Source organism: Nonomuraea sp. JJY05, from assembly GCF_043496855.1.
Classification (GTDB): Bacteria; Actinomycetota; Actinomycetes; order Streptosporangiales; family Streptosporangiaceae; genus Nonomuraea.
On record NZ_JBIEIS010000060.1, the window covers coordinates 20,797 to 41,424 of the forward strand.

The following is a 20,628-nucleotide window of genomic DNA, read 5'->3' on the forward strand; positions in this document are numbered from 1 at the left end:
GACCTCGGCGCCGGGACCGGCAAACTGACCACCACCCTGGTCACGCCGGGCGCCGACGTTGCGCTTCCGGCGGCTGTGCGAGCAGCCCGGTGTCGCGGAGAACTTCGACGCGCGCTCCGGCGAGGGCCTGCGCGACCGCGCCTGCAACCTGGACGGCCAGCGCCTACCTCTTCCTCGCCGCCCACGAGCAGCGCGGGCAGCGGCTTTGACACGGCCCCGAGACCCGGTCGCCCGGCCGGGGCCCAGGAACGCGGGCTGCGCGCACGCCATCACGCGTGCTCGGCGACACCTTGATGAGCACCTCTGCGGCCTCGCGGTCTGATGCGAAGGGTGGGATCGGGGCTGGTGCCTGGACGCGGCCGACAACGGCACCGGTAACGGTACTCGGCTCCAGCTCTACTCCTGCTGGGGCCCCGGCGGCCCTGGTCGGTTGCGCCCTCCTGTTGTATTCGCCAATCCTCGGCCGGCCGAATTCAGCGCCGGACGCCCATGCGGTGCCGCCAGGCGAGGGCGACCCAGGCTGCGAGGGCGACGAACGCCACGAGGACGATGATGCCGATCTTGAGGGGAGTCCCCATCGCACCTTGGTCGTCCTTCACGGTCGCCGGCGCGGCGGCCTTGTTCCGCGCGGGCGCCGTCGCGGGCGCCGTCGCCTGGCCCGTTGCGGGGGCGGTCGCCGCCACGGGTGAGGCGGCGACAACGCCCGCCTTCACCTTCACCGTCGCTTTCGCCTTGGAGGGCTCGGTCGCGGTCACGGTGACCCGCCACTCGCCGCTCGGCAGCGGCTTGGCGGAGTGGTAGAGGTTCTGGCCCTCCGGCGCCGACCTGAGCGGCACCGGCCCGAAGGAACGGCCGTCTGCCGAGGTCGCCTTCAGCGTGGCCTCGACGATCTCCGTTACGGGATGGCCGTCCTTTCTGTACGTGACCAGCACGTTGACGTTGTCGGCGCCGTCTCCCGTCACCTCCAGCTCGATCGGTCCGCCGTGGGCGGAGGCCGCCGGTGCGCCGAGCACCAGCGTGAGCCCGGCCAGCAGGACGGTGAGCAGGACGGTGAGGACGTGTGCCGGTGCCTTGTTCACGAGTCGTGACTCCCCTCGGGTTCGGTGTCGGGGGTGAGCGCCCCTTCGCCGGGTGATGTCGGTAGGAACACGTGCTGGTGGCCGTAGCCCGCGTCGATGTTCACGGCGTCGAGAGCGGTGGCCCCGATCGACCAGGTGAAGAGCGCGTCGGCGCGTAGCCGTACGACCAGATCCATGGCGGCGGCGCGGGCCGGTCCGGTCGAACCCCGCGCGGCCGCGTAGGTGTCGACGGTCGTGGCGAGCTGCCGAACGGCGGAGGCGAGACTCGACCGCGCCACGTTGGTGGCGGTCTCACCGGACGGCGGGTCGGCGAAGCCTTGAACGGCCGCGGCGGTCGCCCGCTGCCAGGTCTCGACGTCGGCGGCGGTCACCGCGACGGGCCCCGCTGCGCCGTCGGACGGCATGGCCCGGCTCAGCCCGTCGAGCACGGGGAGAAGCCGGGCCCGCGTGCTGCGGGCCAGCTCCGTCAGGGTCTTGATCTGCGTTCTGTCGCGGAGGGCGGACTCGGCACGGAGACGGCCGGCCGTCTGCTCGATCGAGTCCGGCCGGGTCAGCGCGAACACCACACCGCCGGCGACGATCGCGCCAAGCGTGAACGCGATCGCGAGGGCGAGCACGCGGGCCCACGTCGCACCCTGTGCGGGGGCCGGTTGCCTGGGCCGGTTGATAATCGCCACCTCCTGAGGGCGGATGTCGATGGCCTCACGCCTCCTGAGGCGTGCCTTTGGTGTGGAGCATGATCAGCTTCTCGATGCGCCTGCGGCGCCAGGCGGCGGCCAGCCGGATGGCGAAGGGGGCGAGGACGAGGAGGACGAGGAGGGTGAGCTGCGGCCACGGCAGCGCCCAGACCGTGGTGTCGATCGTCATCCGCTGGGCGGTGACGCCCGAGATCGGCTTGCCCGCGGGCGAGGGGATCACCGTGACCGTCGTGCCGATGGGCCCCAGCGGCCAGGCGCCGGGCACCCGTGCGACGAATGTGCGGCTGCCGCCCGGCATGAGCTCCCTGGTCTTGGCCGCGGACGGGTCACTCCAGGTGTTCTCGCCCACGAACGTGGACGTCAGGACCCGGTTGTCCGCGACCAGCCGGACGTTGCCGACGTTGGCCACGGTGTAGGTCACCTCGACGGATCCGGCGGCGAAGGGATTCCACGATCCCGTGTACTCGGCTCGCACGTCGGTTACCGCCACCTTGGCCACATAGTCGCCGGTGACGCGGATGTTCAGGCGGACGCCCACCCGGTTCCGGACCCGTACCTGACCGGAGACGGTCTCCAGGGACGCGGTCACACCTGCGGGGTGATCGCCCGGCGTCGCGTTCTGGGGGATCGACACCGTCACCGGCACGACGGAGGTGGCCCCGGCGGCGATGGTCACCTTCTCGGGAACCGCTATCCAGGAGCCGCCGTCGGTCGGTTTCGCGTCCGAGGGCCGCATGTCGAAGTAGCCCTTGGAGGTCAGGTAGCCGTCGTTGGCGTCGATCGCGAAGTCGACCGGCTGAGTGGAGCGGTTGATGACCGCCACATGCTCGACCACCTGCTGCCCGCCGGCGAGTTCGAGGTCGATGACGCTGCGGCCGTCAGGACCGTCGGCGTTGGCCGGAACGACCGACCAGGTGGTGTCGGCGTCGGACGGGGTCGCGAACGCGACCGTGATGACCAGGGCGGCGACCAGCAGGGCAACGCCGGCAGCGGGTAAGACGGCGAGGTGGGCGAGGGCGCCTCGCGAACGGCTTGTGGTCAACAGAGGTGTCTCCAGTCTCATCGTGGGCGTCCGCGACCTGCGCCAGGCCGGCACAGGTCCCGGACGCCCACAGCGGTCGATGGCGTCCTGCCTCCGGTTCAGGACTGGTTGAAGAGGGAGAGCGTCAGAGTCGAGTGGTACTCGCCGGCGGCGACGTCGGTGGGAGTACGCAGCGCGAGGCCGGCGTTGACCTGCCAGGTGCCGATCTCGTCGGCGGAGTTCGCCGTCGACACCAGCAGCTCCTGCCCCTGCAGACCGACGGTGGGCGCTCCCGAGCCGTCTGAGATGACGCTGGAGACGGGCTCGCCGGCCTCCACCGCCCCGGAGGAGGAGTCGCTCAGCAGGCGCGGCCGCCAGCCCAGGTACTGCGGGCCGATGGGCGGCGCCGAACCACTCGTCGCGGTGAACTCGCTGGCCTGGCCGACGACCGCCCAGAAGTCACCGGCGGGGATCTCCTCGGGCCGGCGGCTGTCTGTCACCGTGACCGTCGGCAGGGTGCCGACGAACTGGCGGGCGGCGGCGTTGGAGCCGTCCTCCTGCAGGGCCACTCCGCCGTTGTCGGCGACGGTCATGGACACCTCACCGGGAGTGGTGTTCGGCTCGATCGTCACCGACACGTCGATGCCGTTGTCGGGGTCGTCGTCCGCCACCGCGGGACCGGCCCCGCCGACGCCGGCGGCGAGCGCGACACCGAGCATCGCCGCGGCGAGTATCTGCGTAGTCCTGTTCATTTTCATGTGTTCGCTCCATTGAGGGGGCGGGGCCGGCCGGCTGCTGAGAGCCGGCCGGCCCGGTTCTGCTGTCGGCGGTCAGCGGCAGCTGAGCGCCGGGTAGGCGGCGTCGTACGACGAGGTGACCTGCTCGCCGCCGATCGTCGCGGTCCCCTTCACGGTCACCGTGCCCGCGCCGATCTGCCCGGCCCGGCTGTTGAAGGACTGGTACGCCTGCTTGCCCGGGGCCACGTCGGCCACGGTCTTCGAACCGAACGGGGTGGTCAGCGTCACCGTCGCCGGCACGTCCGAGCCGTTGACGGCCGTGACCGCCACGTACGCCGAGGTGCCGATGCAGCGGGACGAGGCGGAGACCGTCAGCTTGACCTGCGGCGCGGACGCCGAGATCGTCAGCGTCAGCGTCTTGGCCTCTTCGACGTTGCCCGCCTTGTCGGCCGAGCGGTACTTCAGCGCGTGCTGCCCGTCGCCGGTCACGGTGACCGGTGCGGTGTAGGCGGTCCAGTCACCGCCGTCGAGCTGGTACTCGGTCTTGTCGACCCCGCTGCCGCCGTCCTCGTCGGTGGCCTTCAGCGTGACCGACACCGGACCGGTGAACGTGCCGCCCGCCGGCTGCTCCGGATCGGTCGTCGCCGTCGTCACGGGCGCGGTCCTGTCCCCGCCCGAGCCTGCCTTGGTCAGGTGGAAGTAGTCGAACGTGACCGTCTTCGACGCCGACTGGTTGGTGCCGATGGTGTACACGCCGACCTTCGCGCCGGTGGCCACCGCGGTGTTCGCCACCGTCGCGGAGAGATCCGTCCACGTCTGGCCGTCGGAGGAGTAGGAGCCGGTGTAGGTGGTGCCCGCCTTCTTCAGCCGCAGCCACCACACGCCGCCGGTGAGGTTGTTCACCTGCGGCTGCGGGTTCTGCACGGTGCCGCCGACCTCGCTGCGCAGCTCGATGCCTCGTGCCACCGTCGAGCCTGCCGCGTTGGTGGTGAGGAAGTCGAGCTTCACGTAGTCGTCGTCGCCGGTGTACACCATCAGGCCGCCCTGCTGGTACTGCTCGCTGAGCGCAGAGGCGTCCAGCTTGGTCTCCAGCGTCCAGTCGCCGCTCGGCGCCGTCTGCAGGATGAAGTTCTTCGGGCCGCTGTTGCCGGTCCCGTAGATGTCACCGGTCGTGGTGTCGAGCGCCAGCTTGCCGTTGCCGACGCGCGCCGCCGTGGCGTCGGGGCGCACGACCGCGTTCCAGCGGCAGGCGTCGAGCGCGGTGCCGTCGAATTCGTCATCCGGGTCCGGCGCCGTCGCCTTGTCGTCCGGCGTGATGTGGAACCAGTCGAAGGACGCATCCACCACCGGGTGGTTGGCCCCGGCCAGCGAGATCAGGCCGATCTTGGGGTTGGCGATCCCGGCGAGCGGCTTGGTCTGCGGCATCGCGGTGAACGTGGTGCCGTCCGAGGAGTAGTGGGCGGTGATGTTGGTGCCGTCGCTGACGAACCGCACGAACACCGTGTCGGGGTAGGAGTCCCCGAGGTTGGCCGTGTTGCTCTGCGACACCTCGTTCGGGCTGCCGTTCTCCTCCCGGATGAACTGGAAGATACGGCTGGCGTGGTTGGAACCCGAGGTCGACCGCGCCTGCAACACCATCTTGGCGTAGTTGTCGTCGTCACCGTAGATGATCAGGCCCGCCTGCTGGTACGCGTCACGCGCGTCCAGCGTGAGCTTGGCGGTGGCGGTCCAAGCACCGGATGGCGCCGGCTGCACGACGATGTTCGGTGTGTTGCCGCCCGTGCTGTAGATGTCGGTGGTCGAGGTCGGGATCACGAGCTTGCCGTCCGCGACCCTGAGGTCCTGGTTCTCCCGGATGACCGACCAGCGGCCACGGTCGAGCTGGCTGCCCAGGAAGTCGTCGGAACGGCCGGTGAAGCAGACCGTGGCCGCCGTGTCCACCTTGACCGGGACCCGGGCGGTGGCCGAGGCGCCCTTGTCGTCGGTCACCGTCACCGTGGCCGTGTAGCTGCCCGGCGCGGTGTAGGTGTAGCTCGCCTCGGCCGTGGTGGGCTCCGGCGCGCCGGTCACCCCGAAGTTCCACTTGTAGGTGATCGGGTCGCCTTCGGGGTCGGTGGCCGTGGCCTTGAAGCCGACCTTCAGCGGGGCGACGCCCGTCGCCGGGGTCGCCGTCGCGGTCACGGCCGGATGCTGGTTGTCCGTGGCGCCCTTGCCGAGGAAGTCGACCCAGTTGACGTTGGCCAGGTAGGCGTTGTCGGCCGCGCTCGCCGGCTTGCGCACGACGAAGTACAGCGGTCCGCTCTCGGTCGGTGGGCTGGTCAGGTCGAGCGTGACGTCGGTGAACGTCTGCCAGCCGCCGGTGGGCGGCACGTCGACCGACCCGACCAGAGCGCCGGTCTCGGGGTTGCCCGCCCGGACCTGTACGGTTCCGCCGGGTCCGCCCGAGGAGGTCCGGAGCCGGATCGCGGTGATGTTCGACAGGTTCACCGGGTCGAACGACCACCAGTCGCCGTCCTGGACGAACGCGATGTGCTGGTTGCCGCCCTGGGCATCGGTCGTGGTCTCCGCCTGGACACCTGCGGCGTCGGTGCCCTTGCCGTCGGGCACCCGGCCGGTCTGCGAGAAGTGCTCGGCCTGCTTGCGCTTGGGCTGCAGGAGGACCTGGCCCCGCCCGGTCAGCGGCTTGGCGCCGCCGGCGCCGCCGTCGGTGTAGCTGGCCTCGATGGCGTAGAAGAGGTTGTCGTACTCGCCGTGGCCCACCCGCTGGGTCTGCAGGGTGCCCTCACAGCCCTTGAGCTGGTCGAGCGGGTGGGGGTGGCTGTCGTGACCGAGGATCGCCTGGATCTGGACCTTGTCGCAGTCGATCGTGCCGTCCTCGGGGTCGGTGACGGTGACCTTGAACTTCACCTGGTCGCCGAACTCGAAGAAGGCGCCGTTCGGCGGGACGTTCACCGAGACGGTGGGCCGGGTGTTGCCCGCGCTGATCGCCACGCTGGCGTTGGCGGTCTTGCCGTCGGGGGTCTTGACGGTCAGGACCACGCTGTAATCGCCCCCCTCCTCGTAGGTGAAGGAAGGGTTGGGGTCGGTGGAGTCGGTGTCACCGTCACCGTCGAGGTCCCAGGCGTAGGTGAGCGTCTTGCCCTCCGGGTCCCGGCTGCCCTCGCTGGAGAACTTGACCGCCAGCGGCAGGGGCCCGTCGGTCTTGTCCGCCGTGGCACGGGCGATCGGCGGGCGGGTGCCCTTGGTGTACTCGATGCGGTAGATGCCGGAGTCGGCGTTGTCGCCGCCGAAGCCGGAGCCCCACTCGATCATGTACAGCGCGCCGTCGGGGCCGAACTTCATGTCCATCGGCTTCTTGAAGGACAGGGAGCCGAGGATCGGGTTCATCTCGACGAGCTTGCTGCCGGTCTCGTCGAGCTGGAGCGACCACACCTTGTCGTTGTTCCACTCTCCGAAGACGGCCTTGCCGTCCCAGTACGCCGGCCACTTCACGTCCGACTGCAGGTTCGGGTCGGAGCGGTAGACCGGGCCGCCCATCGGCGCGCCACCGCTCAGCTCCGGGAAGTTCTGCGGGTCGGCCGCGTAGTGGTACCAGATCGTCGCCGGGATCACCGGCGGCAGGCTGGTCAGGCCGTCGTTGTTCGGCGAGTCGTTGACCGGCGCGGCACAGTTGAACGGCGACCCGGACTGCTTGGTGGCGAAGTTGTAGTCGACGTACGGGGTGTTGTTGCCGACGCAGTACGGCCAGCCGAAGTTGCCCGGCTTCGAGACGAGGTTCCACTCGACCGTGTTCTGGGGGCCACGGGTGGCGCTCGCCGAGCTGGCGTCGGGACCGTACTCGCCGAGCATGATGTTGCCGGTCTTGGGGTCGAGACCGATGCGGAACGGGTTGCGCAGGCCCATGCCGTAGATCTCCGGCTTGGTCTTCGCCGTGCCCGGCACGAACAGGTTGCCGGACGGGATGGTGTAGGTGCCGTCGGCCTCGGGGTGGATCCGCAGCAGCTTGCCGCTGAGGCTGTTGGTGTTGCCCGCGGTGCGCTGGGCGTCCCAGCTGGAGCGCCCCGACTGCTCGTCGATCGGCGTGTAGCCGTCGGAGGCGAACGGGTTGGTGTTGTCGCCCGTGCCCAGCCACAGATTGCCGGTCTTGGGGTCCATCACCATGCCGCCGCCGTGGTGGCAACATTCGGCCCGCTGCACCGGGACGTCGAGGATCTTCTTCTCGCTCGTCAGGTCCACGGTGTCACCGGTGACGGTGAACCTGCTCAGCCGGTCGACGTTCGTGCCGGTGGGGGAGTAGTAGAGATACACCCAGTGGTTCGAGTCGAAGCCGGGGTCGAGCGCCATGCCGAGCAGGCCGCTCTCGTTGGCGGTGAAGACGCTCAGCTTCGCCGCCGTCACCGTGCCGCCGGCCGGCTTGATGATCTTGACCTCGCCGAGTCGGTCGATGTAGAAGACCCGGCCGTCCTTGGCGACGTCCACCATCATCGGATTCGACGTGTTGCCGTCGAGGGTGACCTTCTCGAAGCTCGCGCTCTGCGAGGCCGAGCAGTCGGCCTTGACCGCGCCCGCGGCGGTCTGGATGCCGCCGAGCAGCAGCTTCAGGAAGTTGGGCTCGCTGTAGTTCTCCTTGAGGTGGCCGAGCCCGGTGTACCACGAACGGCCGCCGTCGAAGTCCTGACACCACGTGTTCGGGTGGTCGGCGCCCATCGTGGCGCCGGTGTAGGACTTCTCGTCCATCGACGTCAGCACGTGGACCGTGCCACGCGGGTTCGCCTGGTAGTCGTACCATTCGTCGGTACGGGTCCAGGTCGTCGGGAGATCCTTGGTCGCCGGGTGCGCCGGGTCCTCGACCTTGACTGTGGCCTGCTGGATCGCCGGGTGCTGCTTGAAGTACGCCCCGACCAGCTTGCCGTACCAGGCCCAGTTGTAGCCGCTGTCGGCGGCGGCGTGGACGCCCACGAAACCGCCGCCGCCCTGGATGTAGCGCTGGAAGGCGTCCTTCTGCTCCTGCGTGCCCAGCGGGTCACCGGTCGTGGACATGAAGACCACGGCCTGGTACTGCGCCAGGTTCTGGTCGGTGAACAGGGCGCTGTCCTCGGTCGTGTCGACCGCGAAGTTGTTGTCCTGGCCGAGCTTCTGCACGGCCGCGATGCCCTCGGGGATCGAGTCGTGCCGGAATCCGGTCGTCTTCGAGAAGACGAGCACCTTGAAGGCGGGCTCCGCCGCCGTGGCGGCCTCGGCGCTCCCGGGCGCCGCAAGGAACGTGAGGAAAGAGGCGACGAGGGCTAAGACCATCGTGGTGGCGGTTCGACGTCTCGCACGTCGTCCGCCTTCTGGCAGGACCGCGTTGAGCAGCCTGGCCCACGTTCGAGGACGTGGTGACATGGAAAACCCTTCCTGACCGGGGGGACGTCAGGCAAGGCGCGCGCCGCCGCGCTGTTGCCACTTGGTGGTAGTGGATGGTGCGGGTTGCTGGAGGGTGCCGTCTCCAGGTCTGTGGGGCCGTCAGTAAGGTGCCGGCCTGCGGAGTGAATCCAAGATCGTTGTCGGATCGTCGATGATGTGGTTGACCACCATGCTCGCGGCGCCCCGGGAGGCGGCGCCGAAGCCGAGCGTGGAGGCGACGAATCGGCACTGGGCGGCGGGAGCAGCCACCACGAGCCGTTGCAGCTGATCTTGTGCGTGCGGCAGCAGCCACTGGGCCAGTGAGGCGAAGTAGCCGCCGATGACGATCACTCGCGGGTTGAACAGGTTGGCCAGGATCGAGCCGCCGAGCCCGAGCCACTCGCCGACCTGCGCCACCGCCATCATCATCCGCCGGTCGCCCGAGGCCAGGCCCTTGGCGATGTCGGCCACCCGTTCGCCGGGATCGGGCACCGGCATGCCGGGCAACCCGTACGCCTGTTCGGGCATGGCCGCGCGTACGAGCGCGGCCAGGCCGACCTTGGTCTCCCAGCAGCCGATGCGGCCACAGCCGCATCGGTCGCCGTTGGGGTCGACCCGTAGATGTCCGACCTCGCCGGAGAACCCGTCCGCTCCGCGCAGAAGTTCGCCGCCTGAGATGATGCCGCCGCCCACGCCCACCTCTCCGGTGAGATAGACCAGGTGGGGCGTGCCGGCGGCGACGCCGGAGGTGTATTCGGCCAGGGCGGCGAGGTTCGCGTCGTTGTCCACCCGCACCGGCACGCTCCGCGGGCCGAGTATGGAGCTCAGCTGCTCGGCCAGGGGCAGGTCGCGCCAGTGGAGGTTCGGCGCGAGTGTCACGACGCCGCGTGTCACGTCCACGAGTCCGGGGACGGCCACCGCGATGCCGGTCGGGACAGCTCCGGCGCGCCGCATCGCCTCCACGGCCTCCTTGGCCACGAGCCCGAGCCGGCGTACGGCGCTGTCGGGGCCGCTGCCCATCGCGTCGTGGACCACCCGGCGCTCGACCAGGCTCCGGCCGCTCAGGTCGGTGCCGTGGACCGCGATGTAGTCGACGTTGATCTCCATGCCCAGGGCGCCGACGTGCGCGCCGTGCAGCGCCACCGCCCGTCTGGGACGCCCGATGGCGCCCACGTGCTCGACACCGACCTCCCGCACCAGCCGCCGTTCCAGGAGCTCGGCCATGAGATTGGAGACGGTGGCCCGGTGCAGCCCGGTCGCCTGCGCGATCTCGGCACGGGACAGGGAGGTGTGGTCGCGCAGTTCGCGCAGCACCAGCGAGAGGTTCGCCCGGCGCAGCGTGGCGGGACCCGTCGGCGCGGCGCCGCCCGGGGAGCGGGAGCGGGAGCGGGACGGTCTGTACGTCACCCGCACCACCTGTCCCTTTGTTTGTCTCCCAGATCAATTAATCAGGGTTGTAACACGGCGATGTCGGACCACGCACCCCTCAAGTCCGTAACGAGTTGGCATCGCTCATTTCCGTGCACTTCAGCCACGTTTCTCACTTCAGTTACCGGAACGTTATGCAAGTTGCGAACGATTTAATACTTGTGCCCGCAGGCAGTCGTGCCTTTAATTCGGCTAGCCATCCGAACTAATCGAGGAGGAGCGTGGACCACAGCCGGGCCGACGGCCACGCGATCGACTCGATGAGTCGCGGCGGGTCCGCGGGAGTTCCCGCGGATCAGGCCACCGTGCGCCGTTCCAACCTCGCCCTCGTGCTGCGTCATGTCAGCGCGTGCGGCCCGTGCACCCGATCGGCCGTCGCCACCGCGACCGGGCTGAACAAGGCGACCGTCACCAGTCTGGTGAGCGAGCTGCAGGCGCGCGGACTGATCAAGGAGATGGGGCCGCAGCACGCCGGCTCCGTCGGCCGCCCGGGTGTCGCGCTCACCCTGGACGGCTCCCGGGTCGGCGCCCTCGGCATGGAAGTCAACGTCGACTACATCGCCGCGATCGCCACCGACCTGGCCGGCAGGGTGATCATCGACCGGCGCATCGGTTTCGACGCCATGGGGTCCGGCCCGGAACGCTCGCTGGACGAGCTGGCCCGCATGACTGAGAGGACCGTCGCCGACCTCGACCGGCTCGGGATCACGCCGGCCGGAATCATCGTGGCTGTCCCCGGCCTGATCGACGCCACCACTGGCACCGTCGTCGTCGCCCCGAACCTCGGCTGGCGCGGAGTGGCGGTGGCGGAGCGGCTGTCCCACGCGAACATCGCCGCGGACATCCCCGTCGCGGTGGACAACGACGCCAACCTCGCCGCCCTGGCCGAGTACACCTCGGGCGTCGCGGCCGGCACCTCCGACCTGGTCTACCTCACAGGCGAGGTAGGCATCGGCGGCGGCGTCATCGCCGGCGGCCGGCTGCTGGGCGGAGCGGACGGATTCGCGGGGGAGGTCGGCCACGTCGTGATCGATCCCTCCGGCGAGTCGTGCCGCTGCGGCCGGGTCGGCTGCTGGGAGACCAAAGTCGGGCTGGCCGCGCTGGTCCGCATGGCCACGCCAGACCGCGCGTACGGCACTGGCCCGCAACTCGTCCGTGACCCGGAGGAGCGGCTGGCCGAGATCGAGCACCGACGGGCCGAAGGGGATCCCCGCGTCGACGCCGCCGCCGCAGAGGTGGGCCGGTGGCTCGGAATCGGGGCGGCCATGCTGGTCAACCTGTTCAACCCACGGGTGATCGTGCTGGGCGGGTACTTCGCGCGACTCGCCGACCTGATCATCCCCGCAGCGCAACAGACGCTGGCACGCCTGGGCATGAGCGACGCCGTCGAGCGCTGCCGGTTCGCCGCCTCTGACCTCGGCTTCGGCGCCGCCTCACGCGGAGCGGCCGGTGTCGTCGTGGAACGAGCACTGTCCGACCCCACAAGCATCTCGATCCGAACGTCTCCAACCATCGGGGTCATCGAGGGAACCCCGATGGCCTGATCGCCACAGTCAGCCTGACCCGCGTGTCCGCCACGCGGTCCCGATCTACCGCCCGCTCCCTGAACCTCCTGTCCGCCTGACCGGCCTGTTCCGCACCGCCTCGGCACATCCCGCCCATTTCGCGTGCCGCGGCCATGGGGCATGCGGTCAGGCGGACGGGAAACTCCCGTGCCCTTCTCCCCGTGCCCTTTCCCATCCAGAACGTCCCGCCCGCCTGATCGGTCACCCGAAGCCGCACCGGCACCGTTGACGCCGACCTCGGTGCCGTTGCGGCGGTGCCAACCGGCGCCGTCAGGCGGGCGGGGCCATCAGGCGGGCACGGCCACACCGTAACCGAGGGAGGCCCTGTGCCGCGGTCACCATCCGACTCCTCATCGCGGCTCGTGATGCGAGGAATCGTCAAGCAGTTCCCGGGCGTGCGTGCCTTGGACAGCGTGAACCTTGAGGTCAGAGCCGGAGAGGTGCACTGCCTGCTCGGCCAGAACGGCGCCGGGAAGTCCACGCTCATCAAGATCCTTTCCGGCGCCCACGAACCCGACGAGGGCGAGGTGCTGCTCGACGGCTCGCCCGTACGGCTGGCGCCGCCGACCGCGGCGATGGGCCACGGAATCGCCACCATCTACCAGGAACTCGATCTGGTGGACGGGTTGAGCGTGACGGAGAACATCTTCCTCGGTCACGAGCCGGCGACCTTCGGGTTCTCCCGCCGGGCCGAGGCCGACCGGGCGACGGCCGAGCTGCTCAAGCGGTTGGGGCACGGTGAGATCAGCCCCCGCACCGAGGTGGGCTCGCTGTCGCCGGCGCACAAGCAGATCGTCAGCATGGCCAGGGCGCTGTCGCACTCGGCCCGGCTGATCATCATGGACGAGCCGTCGGCCGCGCTGGACCACGACGAGGTCGGCAACCTGTTCCGGGTGATCCGTGACCTCACCTCCCAGGGCGTGGCGGTGATCTACATCTCCCACCGGCTGGAGGAGATCCGCGAGATCGGTGACCGAGTCACCGTGCTCAAGGACGGGCGCACGGTCGCGGTGGGGCTGGCGGCCAAGGACACCCCGACCTCGAAGATCGTGGCGCTGATGACCGGCCGCAACGTCGAGTACGCCTTCCCGCCCCGGCCGGGCAGGGGAGCCCACGAGGGGCGGCCCGAGGTGCTGAGAGTGGAGAACCTGACGCTGCCCGGCCGGTTCGCGGACGTGTCGTTCAGCATCAGGACCGGGGAGATCGTCGGTCTGGCGGGCCTGGTCGGCTCCGGCCGCAGCGAGATCATCGAGGCGATCTACGGCGCGCGGCGGGCCGGTGGCCGGGTCGTGCTCGATGGGCGGACGGTGCCGCCGGGCAGCACGACCCGCGCGGTGCGGATGGGCATGGGCCTGGCCCCCGAGGAGCGCAAGACGCAGGCGTTGCTGCTGGACCACCCTGTCGCGCAGAACATCACGCTGGCGAGCCTGAGCCGCTACACCAGGCCGCGGTGGCTGGGCTGGCTCGACCGCCGGGCCGAGTTCGCCGAGGCCGAACGGCTGTCGCAGGCGCTTGACATTCGCCCGCCCGATCCGCGCCGGCCGATCAGGACCTTGTCGGGCGGCAACCAGCAGAAGGCGGTGCTGGGACGCTGGCTGGCCGAGGACCGCAAGCTGCTGCTGCTGGACGAGCCCACGCGTGGGGTGGACGTCGGTGCCCGGGCCGAGCTGTACGCGCTGGTGCGCGAGCTGGCCGACGACGGCATCGGTGTGCTGCTGGTGTCCAGCGAGGTGCCTGAGGTGCTGGGCCTGGCCGACCGCGTGCTGGTCATCCGCGAGGGCCGGATCGTCCATGAGGCGCCGGCCGAGGACCTGGACGAGCACCGGGTGCTCGATCTGGTGATGGTCTCCGCAGGACAGAGGCCCGGATCCGATGTGGGAAATCCCCCCACCGAAGGAGCATCGCATGACTGAGGTTGATCAGGGCGCGCCGGCGGGACCGCGGTTGAAGGCGGCGGGACCGGGCGGGCGGTTCGGCCGGCTGGGTGAGGTCCGGCATCTGGGGCTGGTCGCGGCGTTGATACTGCTGGCGATCGTGGGATTGGTGACGAAGCCGGAGAACTTCGCCACCTCCTCCAACTTGGTGAGCATCCTGGCGCTGGCCTCGACCATCGGGGTGATCACTGTTGGCATGACGTTCGTGATCATCGGTGGTGGCATCGATCTGTCGGTGGGCGCGCTGATGGCGTTGGCGTCGGTGTGGGCGACCACGCTGGCGACCCAGTCCTACGGGCCGGTCGTGATGATCGTGTGCGCGGTGCTGGTGGGCACCGGCGCGGGCCTGCTGAACGGGATCTTGATCGCCTACGGCCGGATGGTGCCGTTCATCGCGACGCTGGCGATGATGGTGGCCGGGCGCGGCCTGGCGCAGCGGATGTCCAACCAGCGCACACAGCTCGTGCAGCAGGACAATTCGCTGATCGTGAGCCTGTCGACCACGCGGGTGCTCGGGCTGCCGCTGCTGGTGTACGTGTTCGCGCTGGTGGTGCTGCTCGGCTGGCTGGTGCTCAACCGCACGACGTTCGGCCGGCGCACCTACGCGGTGGGCGGCAACCCCGAGGCCGCCCGCCTGGCCGGCATCGACGTGCGCAAGCACACGCTGCTGTTGTACGCCCTGTCGGGGTTGTGCTGCGGGATCGCCGCAGTGCTGATCATGGCCAGGACCACGACCGGATCGTCTACACACGGCGACCTGTACGAGCTGGACGCGATCGCCGCGGTGATCATCGGCGGGACGCTTCTGAGCGGCGGCCGGGGCACGATCATCGGATCGATCCTCGGTCTGCTGATCTTCACTGTGATCACCAACCTGTTCATCCTGAACGGCCTGAACACCGCCGACCAGCTCATCGCCAAGGGCGCGATCATCGTCGCCGCCGTGCTGCTGCAGCGGCGAAGCCTCAAACCACAAACCTGACACCAGGGCCGGATCGCAAGCCTTCCGGCTTCAGCAAGGAGAGAAGACATGGACAAGAACGTCGCCCGGCGCGGCTTCCTCTTCAGCGGCGCCGCCCTCGGCGCGGGTGCCCTCATCAGCGCCTGCACCAGCAACGAGCCGGTCGCCACCCAGCAGGCGAGCGCGCCCGCCGCCGCTCCCGCGGCCAAGGAAGGCAACGACGCCCCTGGCGAGAAGGTCGTCATCGGCTTCTCGGCCCCGGCCGCCGACCACGGCTGGATCGCCGCCATCAGCAAGAACGCGGCGGACGCGGCCAAGCAGTACACCGACGTCGAATTCAGGCCGGTCGAGCCGACCAACGACATCAACCAGCAGATCTCGGCGGTGGAGTCGCTGATCCAGGCGAAGGTCAACGTGCTGGTGATCCTGCCGAACGACGGTCAGCAGCTCAACCAGGTCGCCCGGCAGGCCATGGACGCGGGCATCCCGGTGGTCAACGTGGACCGCGTCTTCCCGGACAAGCTGTCGTACCGGGCCTGGATCGGAGGGGACAACTACGGCATGGGTGTGGCCGCCGGACACCACATCGGCAAGACGCTGAAGGACAAGGGCGTCTCCAACCCGGTCATCCTGGAGATCCAGGGCATCGCCACGCTGCCGCTGACCCAGGACCGCAGCAAGGGCTTCGCCGACGCGCTGAAGACGTACGGCTTCAAGGTGACCGCCCAGCAGGACGCCAAGTTCACGGTGGAGTCCGGAACGCAGGTGGCCGCCAACCTGCTCCAGGCGCACAAGAAGATCGACGCGATCTGGAACCACGACGACGACCAGGGCATCGGCGTGCTGGCGGCCATCAAGGAGGCCGGTCGCAACGAGTTCTTCATGGTCGGCGGCGCGGGCTCGGTCAACGCGATGCGTGACATCCAGGCCGACAGCGGCGTGCTGAAGGCCACCGTCACCTATCCCCCCACCATGGCCGCCTCGGCGATCAAGATCGCCCGGCTGATCGCCCAGGGCAAGGGCATGAGCGACCTGCTGGAGCAGCAGGTGCCGCAGTCGATCACCCTGGCTTCGGAGACCATCACCAAGGAGAACGCCGCCCAGTACCTGCCTCTCGGGTTCGAGTCATGAGACCCGTCATCGGGATCGGCATGGTCGGCTACGCGTTCATGGGCCGTACCCACTCCCAGGCGTGGCGCAGCGTGGACGCGTTCTTCGACCTGCCGTTCAGACCGGCGATGGTGGCCGTGGCCGGCAGATCCGCCGAGGCGACCGCGCAGGCCGCCGAGAAGCTGGGGTGGGCCGGCGCGGAGACCGACTGGAAACGCCTGCTCGACCGTGACGACGTGCAGATCGTCGACATCTGCACGCCCGGCGACTCGCACGCCGAGATCGCCGTCGCCGCGCTGCAGGCGGGCAAGCACGTGATCTGCGAGAAGCCGCTCGCCAACACCGTCGCCGAGGCCGAGGCCATGGCCGCGGCGGCGAAGGAGGCGGCGGCGCGCGGCGTGCGCAGCATGGTCGCCTTCAACTACCGCCGCGTGCCCGCCGTCGCGCTGGCCCGGCGGTTCGTCGAAGAGGGCATGCTCGGCGAGATCCGGCACGTACGGGCGCAGTATCTGCAGGACTGGATCGTCGACCCGGAATTCCCCCTGGTCTGGCGGCTCCAGAAGGACAAGGCCGGCTCCGGCGCCCTCGGCGACATCGGCGCCCACATCGTCGACGTCGCCGAGTTCATCACCGGGGAGTGGCTGACCGGGGTGACGGCGCTGACCGAGACCTTCGTCAAGGAGCGTCCCCTGGCGGCCAGTTCGGCCGGGCTCTCGGCCGGCGGCGGAACCGGGAGGGGAGCGGTCACCGTGGACGACGCGGCGCTGTTCATCGGACGGCTCAGCGGCGGCGGGCTGGCCTCCTTCGAGGCCACCCGCTTCGCGACCGGGCGCAAGAACGCGCTGCGCATCGAGATCAACGGCGCCCTGGGCAGCCTGGCCTTCGACTTCGAGTCGATGAACGACCTGTGGTTCCACGACCACACCATCGACAGCGCCGAGCACGGATTCCGGCGGGTGCTGGTCACCGAGCCGGACCACCCGTACGCAGGGGCGTGGTGGCCGCCGGGTCACGGCCTCGGGTACGAGCACACCTTCGTCCACGAGATGAAGGACTTCCTGGAGGCGATCGCCGCCGGCGCCGACCCCGCACCGTCCTTCGAGGACGGCCTGCGGGTGCAGCGGGTGCTGGCGGCCGTCGAGCAGAGCGCGGCTGAGGGCAGCCGCTTCATCACTGTGGAGGGATCATGACGAGGCCGGTTACGTTGTTCACCGGGCAGTGGGCGGACCTGCCGTTCGAGGAGGTCTGCCGGCTGGCGTCGGAGTGGGGCTACGACGGACTGGAGATCGCCTGCTGGGGCGACCACTTCGAGGTCGACAAGGCCCTCGCGGACGACTCCTACATCGAACGCAAGAAGGAGACCCTGGCCAAGTACAACCTCGGGGTGTGGACGATCTCCAACCACCTGGTCGGCCAGGCCGTCTGCGACCACCCCATCGACGAGCGCCACAAGGGCATCGTGCCCGCCCGCATCTGGGGTGACGGCGAACCCGAAGGCGTACGGCGGCGCGCCGCCGAAGAGATCAAGAACACCGCCCGCGCGGCGGCCGCGCTCGGCGTCACGACCGTCGTCGGCTTCACCGGCTCGTCGATCTGGCACACGCTGGCGATGTTCCCGCCGGTGCCCCCGTCGATGATCGAGGCGGGCTACGCCGACTTCGCCGACCGGTGGAACCCGATCCTCGACGTCTTCGACGAGGTCGGGGTGCGCTTCGCCCATGAGGTGCACCCGAGCGAGATCGCCTACGACTACCACACCACGGTCCGGACGCTGGAGGCCATCGGGCACCGGCCGGCCTTCGGCCTGAACTGGGACCCCTCGCACATGGTGTGGCAGGACCTGGACCCGGCGAACTTCATCCTCGACTTCGCCGACCGGATCTACCACGTGGACTGCAAGGACGCCCGGGTGGCCACCCGCGACGGCCGGCGCGGCCGTCTGGCCTCCCACCTGGCCTGGGCCGACCCCCGGCGCGGCTGGGACTTCGTGTCCACCGGCCGGGGCGACGTGCCGTGGGAGGCTTGCTTCCGCGCGCTCAACCACATCGGCTACGACGGCCCGATCTCCGTCGAGTGGGAGGACGCGGGCATGGACCGGCTGCACGGCGCGCCGGAATCCCTCGCCTACATCCGCTCGCTCAACGCCATCACTCCACCGGCCGCCGCTTTCGACGCCGCCTTCTCCTCCGAATGACCCATCACGCCGGGCGGCGGCAGCACAGTGGCCGCCGCCCACCGTCGCGGTGAACGATCGGTGGAGGAGACAGGAGAGAACCGGAGTATGGCTGATCGGACCACGAGGATCGGTCCGGTCAGCAGCGTGCTGGGGCATTGGCGGTGCGAGCGATCTTGGCCGCACCGTCCCGGCTCTTACCGCCCGGGTTGCGGGCTCACAGGCTCGTGAGGCCGGGTACTCTGCCGGCCGGGCACCGCCGCACGGTCCGACGCCGATGGACGTATCCGCACCAGTCCGGCCGGCTTCGGATGAGTGAGGAGATCCGAGAGTCGGTGGTGCGCCTGGCGCGGGAGGACCCGTCTTGGGGACAGCGCCGGGTGCACGGTGAACTGGTCCGGCTCGGCTACCAGGTCAGCGAAGCGCCCATACGCCGAATCCTGCGGAGCCGGAGGGTCGGCCCGCCTCCACGAGATGCCGACACCTCGTGGAGGACCTTCCTGCACGCCCGAGCGCAAATGCTGCTGGCCGTCGACTTCTTCCACGTCGACACGATCTCCTTGAAGCGTTTGTACGTGTTGTTCGTGATGGAAGTGGCGACCCGGCGCGTGCACATCCTTGGCGTGACCGCCAACCCGACAGGCGGCTGGCCGGCGCAGCAGGCCCGTAACCTGCTCATGGACCTCGGTGAGCGGCCCGGCTCCTTCCGATTCCTCATCCGCGACCGAGACACCAAGTTCACTGCGGCCTTAGATGAGGTCTTCGCCGGCGCGGACGTGACGGTGGTGAGGACGCCAGCGCGCACGCCGCGGGCGAACTGCTACGCCGAGCGGTGGGTGCACGAGCCGAGTGGGGCGCGGCACGCCGTGGATGTGTGAAGGTAGCCCCAATGCTCTGACTTGCGGGTTCAACTCGCCGAAACCCTCAAGAATCACCAACTTACGCGGAACGTGGGCTGATGCCTTGCCGGACCTCGTTCGCGTAGATGCTGTAGCCATGTCCCACCCAGCGTGGAACGGCCTCCGCTGCGGGCAGCGGGGCTGCAGTGACCCGGCAACGCCGGCGGAGGCCGATCTGCTGAAACTTGATTAGTCGACGCACATCGCCTCGTGGGTGGACTGGAAGACCCATGTGCCGCCACCCGGAGAGGTATAGATGCCGAAAGTGTGATAGGTCCCAGGGGTGCAGTCGTGGCCGACCGCGAGGACGGCCTGCCGGGCCCGCCGTTCGGCCGCCGCCACCCCTTCCGCGTAGGTGTTGCCCGCCCCCACAACAGTGGCGGTGCGGGGAGTGTCATAGCCGTCGGCGTTCGCGGCCACGGATGTGGTTGCCAGGCCGACCGCCACCGCTGAGACGAGGCCGAATCGGCGGAGCAAAGTGACTTTTCGCATGTTTCTCCTTACCGGGATGGGCATTTGGTCGATCAATTCGAATGCAGCGGCAGCGTGACCACTTGTCACAAGAATCTGGCGGCCGTTGCCTCATGGTGGAGCACATGGCTGAGGGCACTTCGGGGAATTGCTCATTCAATTGATCTTCGACTTGTTGGGTTGTGCGCTTCGCCTCGCATGCCGGCCACCGTCCGCCTCCACTCCACCTCGGGGTCAGTCGGCCCGAATACCGGCCGGTCCGGTCATGCGACTGCGCTGCCGAGTCGCCCTCGAGTGCCGCCTCGAGATCTACAAGCATGCATACTGTGATCGCTGCCAGGACCACTGTCAACGGTTGTGGCAAGGCCCTTTCCGCTGCGAGCTTTCGGACTCCGGGGCAGCAGGATTCATTTTGGCCCATATTCCGAACTTTGCGCCCGGGTCAGAGCTGAAAGGCCATTGTCACCGTGTCTCTGCGTGGCGAACTTCTGCGTGCTGTGCTGCGCCTTTTCGGTCGGACGTGCAGGTTCTGACATGGTCGGTTCGACCAGCGCACACTGGCATTCATGAAAGTTTCATCGGCGTATGGCCGCGCCGCCTTGTCGGCGACCGCCCAGAACACTGCGCCTGCCGAAAACATCATCCGGTCAGGTCGTAGACCTGCTGGAATATCAGGATGCACATGATCCTCAGCCGCGCAGTATGCGGCATGGTGATCGGTCGTGCTTCTTCGCCTGGCTTATCTGAGCGTCACGAACGCTTTCGCCGCGCTACGGCCACTGCCAATGAGTGATCGGGGCAAGGATGTCGAGATTCTCGCCCTGCGTCATCAGATCATGGTCCTGCAACGGCAGCCCGGCGCCGATGTACGGGTGAGATTCACCCCCCGAAGACCGCCTTTCCCGGCCGCGCTCCTGACCTCGCTGCCCCGCGCGGTCCTGCGTCGGCTGCGACTTGTCGTTCGCCCGGACACCATCCTGAGCTGGCACCGCGAGACAGCGAAACAGCAGCACGCCCGGACCTCGTACCGCTTCATAACTCATCGCGTGGCGCTTGATCTGCGGGTTTGACCACCGAAGGCGGTGAGGCAAGATCGGGTCTTGTGTCGGTTCGTCTGCTGTATCTGACCTTGATTCGGGTGTTCGGCTGGCTCGTGTTGCTGGGGCG

Annotated in this window: 15 protein-coding genes; 8 read left to right on the forward strand and 7 right to left on the reverse strand. The window is 69.2% G+C overall.

The window, feature by feature from the left end; genetic code table 11:
* Positions 1 to 473: 473 nt before the first annotated feature.
* The 6 genes from ACFKCF_RS54275 to ACFKCF_RS54300 all read right to left on the reverse strand — a co-directional run bounded on the left by ACFKCF_RS54275 (position 474) and on the right by ACFKCF_RS54300 (position 10,327).
* A complete protein-coding gene (locus ACFKCF_RS54275) occupies positions 474 to 1,079 on the reverse strand; it encodes a hypothetical protein (RefSeq protein WP_394504356.1) in 606 nt (201 codons plus the stop codon).
* The gene (locus ACFKCF_RS54280; RefSeq protein ID WP_394504358.1) at positions 1,076 to 1,696 is read right to left on the reverse strand and encodes a hypothetical protein; all 621 of its coding nucleotides are present in this window, start codon (positions 1,694 to 1,696) and stop codon (positions 1,076 to 1,078) included. Before ACFKCF_RS54280 ends, ACFKCF_RS54275 begins: the two co-directional genes overlap by 4 nt.
* A gap of 85 nt (positions 1,697 to 1,781) precedes the next feature.
* Positions 1,782 to 2,819, reverse strand: a complete 1,038-nt coding sequence (locus tag ACFKCF_RS54285; RefSeq protein ID WP_394504360.1) for a hypothetical protein — start codon at positions 2,817 to 2,819, stop codon at positions 1,782 to 1,784.
* 98 nt (positions 2,820 to 2,917) lie between these two features.
* Positions 2,918 to 3,556: a hypothetical protein gene (locus tag ACFKCF_RS54290; RefSeq protein WP_394504361.1), complete on the reverse strand. Its 639-nt coding sequence runs from the start codon at positions 3,554 to 3,556 to the stop codon at positions 2,918 to 2,920.
* 72 nt (positions 3,557 to 3,628) lie between these two features.
* Positions 3,629 to 8,830 carry a ThuA domain-containing protein gene (locus tag ACFKCF_RS54295; protein WP_394504363.1) on the reverse strand — a complete coding sequence of 1,734 codons (5,202 nt, stop codon included), beginning with the start codon at positions 8,828 to 8,830 and terminating at the stop codon, positions 3,629 to 3,631.
* A gap of 210 nt (positions 8,831 to 9,040) precedes the next feature.
* The gene (locus ACFKCF_RS54300) at positions 9,041 to 10,327 is read right to left on the reverse strand and encodes an ROK family protein (protein WP_394504365.1); all 1,287 of its coding nucleotides are present in this window, start codon (positions 10,325 to 10,327) and stop codon (positions 9,041 to 9,043) included.
* 242 nt (positions 10,328 to 10,569) lie between these two features.
* Between ACFKCF_RS54300 and ACFKCF_RS54305 the strand changes: the two genes are divergently transcribed.
* The 7 genes from ACFKCF_RS54305 (at position 10,570) to ACFKCF_RS54335 (ending at position 18,969) form a co-directional block, all read left to right on the forward strand.
* A complete protein-coding gene (locus ACFKCF_RS54305; protein ID WP_394504366.1) occupies positions 10,570 to 11,892 on the forward strand; it encodes an ROK family protein in 1,323 nt (440 codons plus the stop codon).
* Positions 11,893 to 12,326: 434 nt separating this feature from the next.
* Complete coding sequence (locus tag ACFKCF_RS54310) at positions 12,327 to 13,826, forward strand: sugar ABC transporter ATP-binding protein (RefSeq protein WP_394504368.1); 1,500 nt, start codon at positions 12,327 to 12,329, stop codon at positions 13,824 to 13,826.
* Positions 13,819 to 14,829, forward strand: coding sequence for an ABC transporter permease (locus tag ACFKCF_RS54315; protein ID WP_394504369.1), 1,011 nt, complete (start codon positions 13,819 to 13,821; stop codon positions 14,827 to 14,829). The genes ACFKCF_RS54310 and ACFKCF_RS54315 overlap by 8 nt, the downstream gene beginning before the upstream one ends.
* 48 nt (positions 14,830 to 14,877) lie before the next feature.
* A complete protein-coding gene (locus ACFKCF_RS54320; RefSeq protein ID WP_394504371.1) occupies positions 14,878 to 15,939 on the forward strand; it encodes an ABC transporter substrate-binding protein in 1,062 nt (353 codons plus the stop codon).
* Positions 15,936 to 17,108, forward strand: coding sequence for a Gfo/Idh/MocA family protein (locus ACFKCF_RS54325; protein WP_394504372.1), 1,173 nt, complete (start codon positions 15,936 to 15,938; stop codon positions 17,106 to 17,108). Before ACFKCF_RS54320 ends, ACFKCF_RS54325 begins: the two co-directional genes overlap by 4 nt.
* Positions 17,105 to 18,112 (forward strand): sugar phosphate isomerase/epimerase family protein, encoded by a 1,008-nt coding sequence (locus ACFKCF_RS54330; RefSeq protein WP_394504374.1) that lies wholly within the window; start codon positions 17,105 to 17,107, stop codon positions 18,110 to 18,112. Before ACFKCF_RS54325 ends, ACFKCF_RS54330 begins: the two co-directional genes overlap by 4 nt.
* Positions 18,113 to 18,402: 290 nt before the next feature.
* The gene (locus tag ACFKCF_RS54335) at positions 18,403 to 18,969 is read left to right on the forward strand and encodes a hypothetical protein (protein WP_394504375.1); all 567 of its coding nucleotides are present in this window, start codon (positions 18,403 to 18,405) and stop codon (positions 18,967 to 18,969) included.
* A gap of 210 nt (positions 18,970 to 19,179) precedes the next feature.
* Here the strand turns inward: ACFKCF_RS54335 and ACFKCF_RS54340 are convergent, their stop codons facing one another.
* Positions 19,180 to 19,482 carry a hypothetical protein gene (locus tag ACFKCF_RS54340; RefSeq protein WP_394504377.1) on the reverse strand — a complete coding sequence of 101 codons (303 nt, stop codon included), beginning with the start codon at positions 19,480 to 19,482 and terminating at the stop codon, positions 19,180 to 19,182.
* Positions 19,483 to 20,183: 701 nt separating this feature from the next.
* Between ACFKCF_RS54340 and ACFKCF_RS54345 the strand changes: the two genes are divergently transcribed.
* Complete coding sequence (locus ACFKCF_RS54345; protein WP_394504379.1) at positions 20,184 to 20,531, forward strand: hypothetical protein; 348 nt, start codon at positions 20,184 to 20,186, stop codon at positions 20,529 to 20,531.
* The last annotated feature ends 97 nt before the right edge of the window (positions 20,532 to 20,628 follow it).

Coding starts and splice junctions, on each gene's coding strand:
- ACFKCF_RS54290 (WP_394504361.1), bottom strand. CDS start 3,556: ATGAAAATGAACAGGACTACGCAGATACTCGCCGCGGCGATGCTCGGT.
- ACFKCF_RS54295 (WP_394504363.1), bottom strand. CDS start 8,830: ATGGTCTTAGCCCTCGTCGCCTCTTTCCTCACGTTCCTTGCGGCGCCC.
- ACFKCF_RS54315 (WP_394504369.1), top strand. CDS start 13,819: ATGACTGAGGTTGATCAGGGCGCGCCGGCGGGACCGCGGTTGAAGGCG.
- ACFKCF_RS54320 (WP_394504371.1), top strand. CDS start 14,878: ATGGACAAGAACGTCGCCCGGCGCGGCTTCCTCTTCAGCGGCGCCGCC.
- ACFKCF_RS54325 (WP_394504372.1), top strand. CDS start 15,936: ATGAGACCCGTCATCGGGATCGGCATGGTCGGCTACGCGTTCATGGGC.
- ACFKCF_RS54330 (WP_394504374.1), top strand. CDS start 17,105: ATGACGAGGCCGGTTACGTTGTTCACCGGGCAGTGGGCGGACCTGCCG.
- ACFKCF_RS54335 (WP_394504375.1), top strand. CDS start 18,403: ATGAGTGAGGAGATCCGAGAGTCGGTGGTGCGCCTGGCGCGGGAGGAC.
- ACFKCF_RS54340 (WP_394504377.1), bottom strand. CDS start 19,482: ATGCGAAAAGTCACTTTGCTCCGCCGATTCGGCCTCGTCTCAGCGGTG.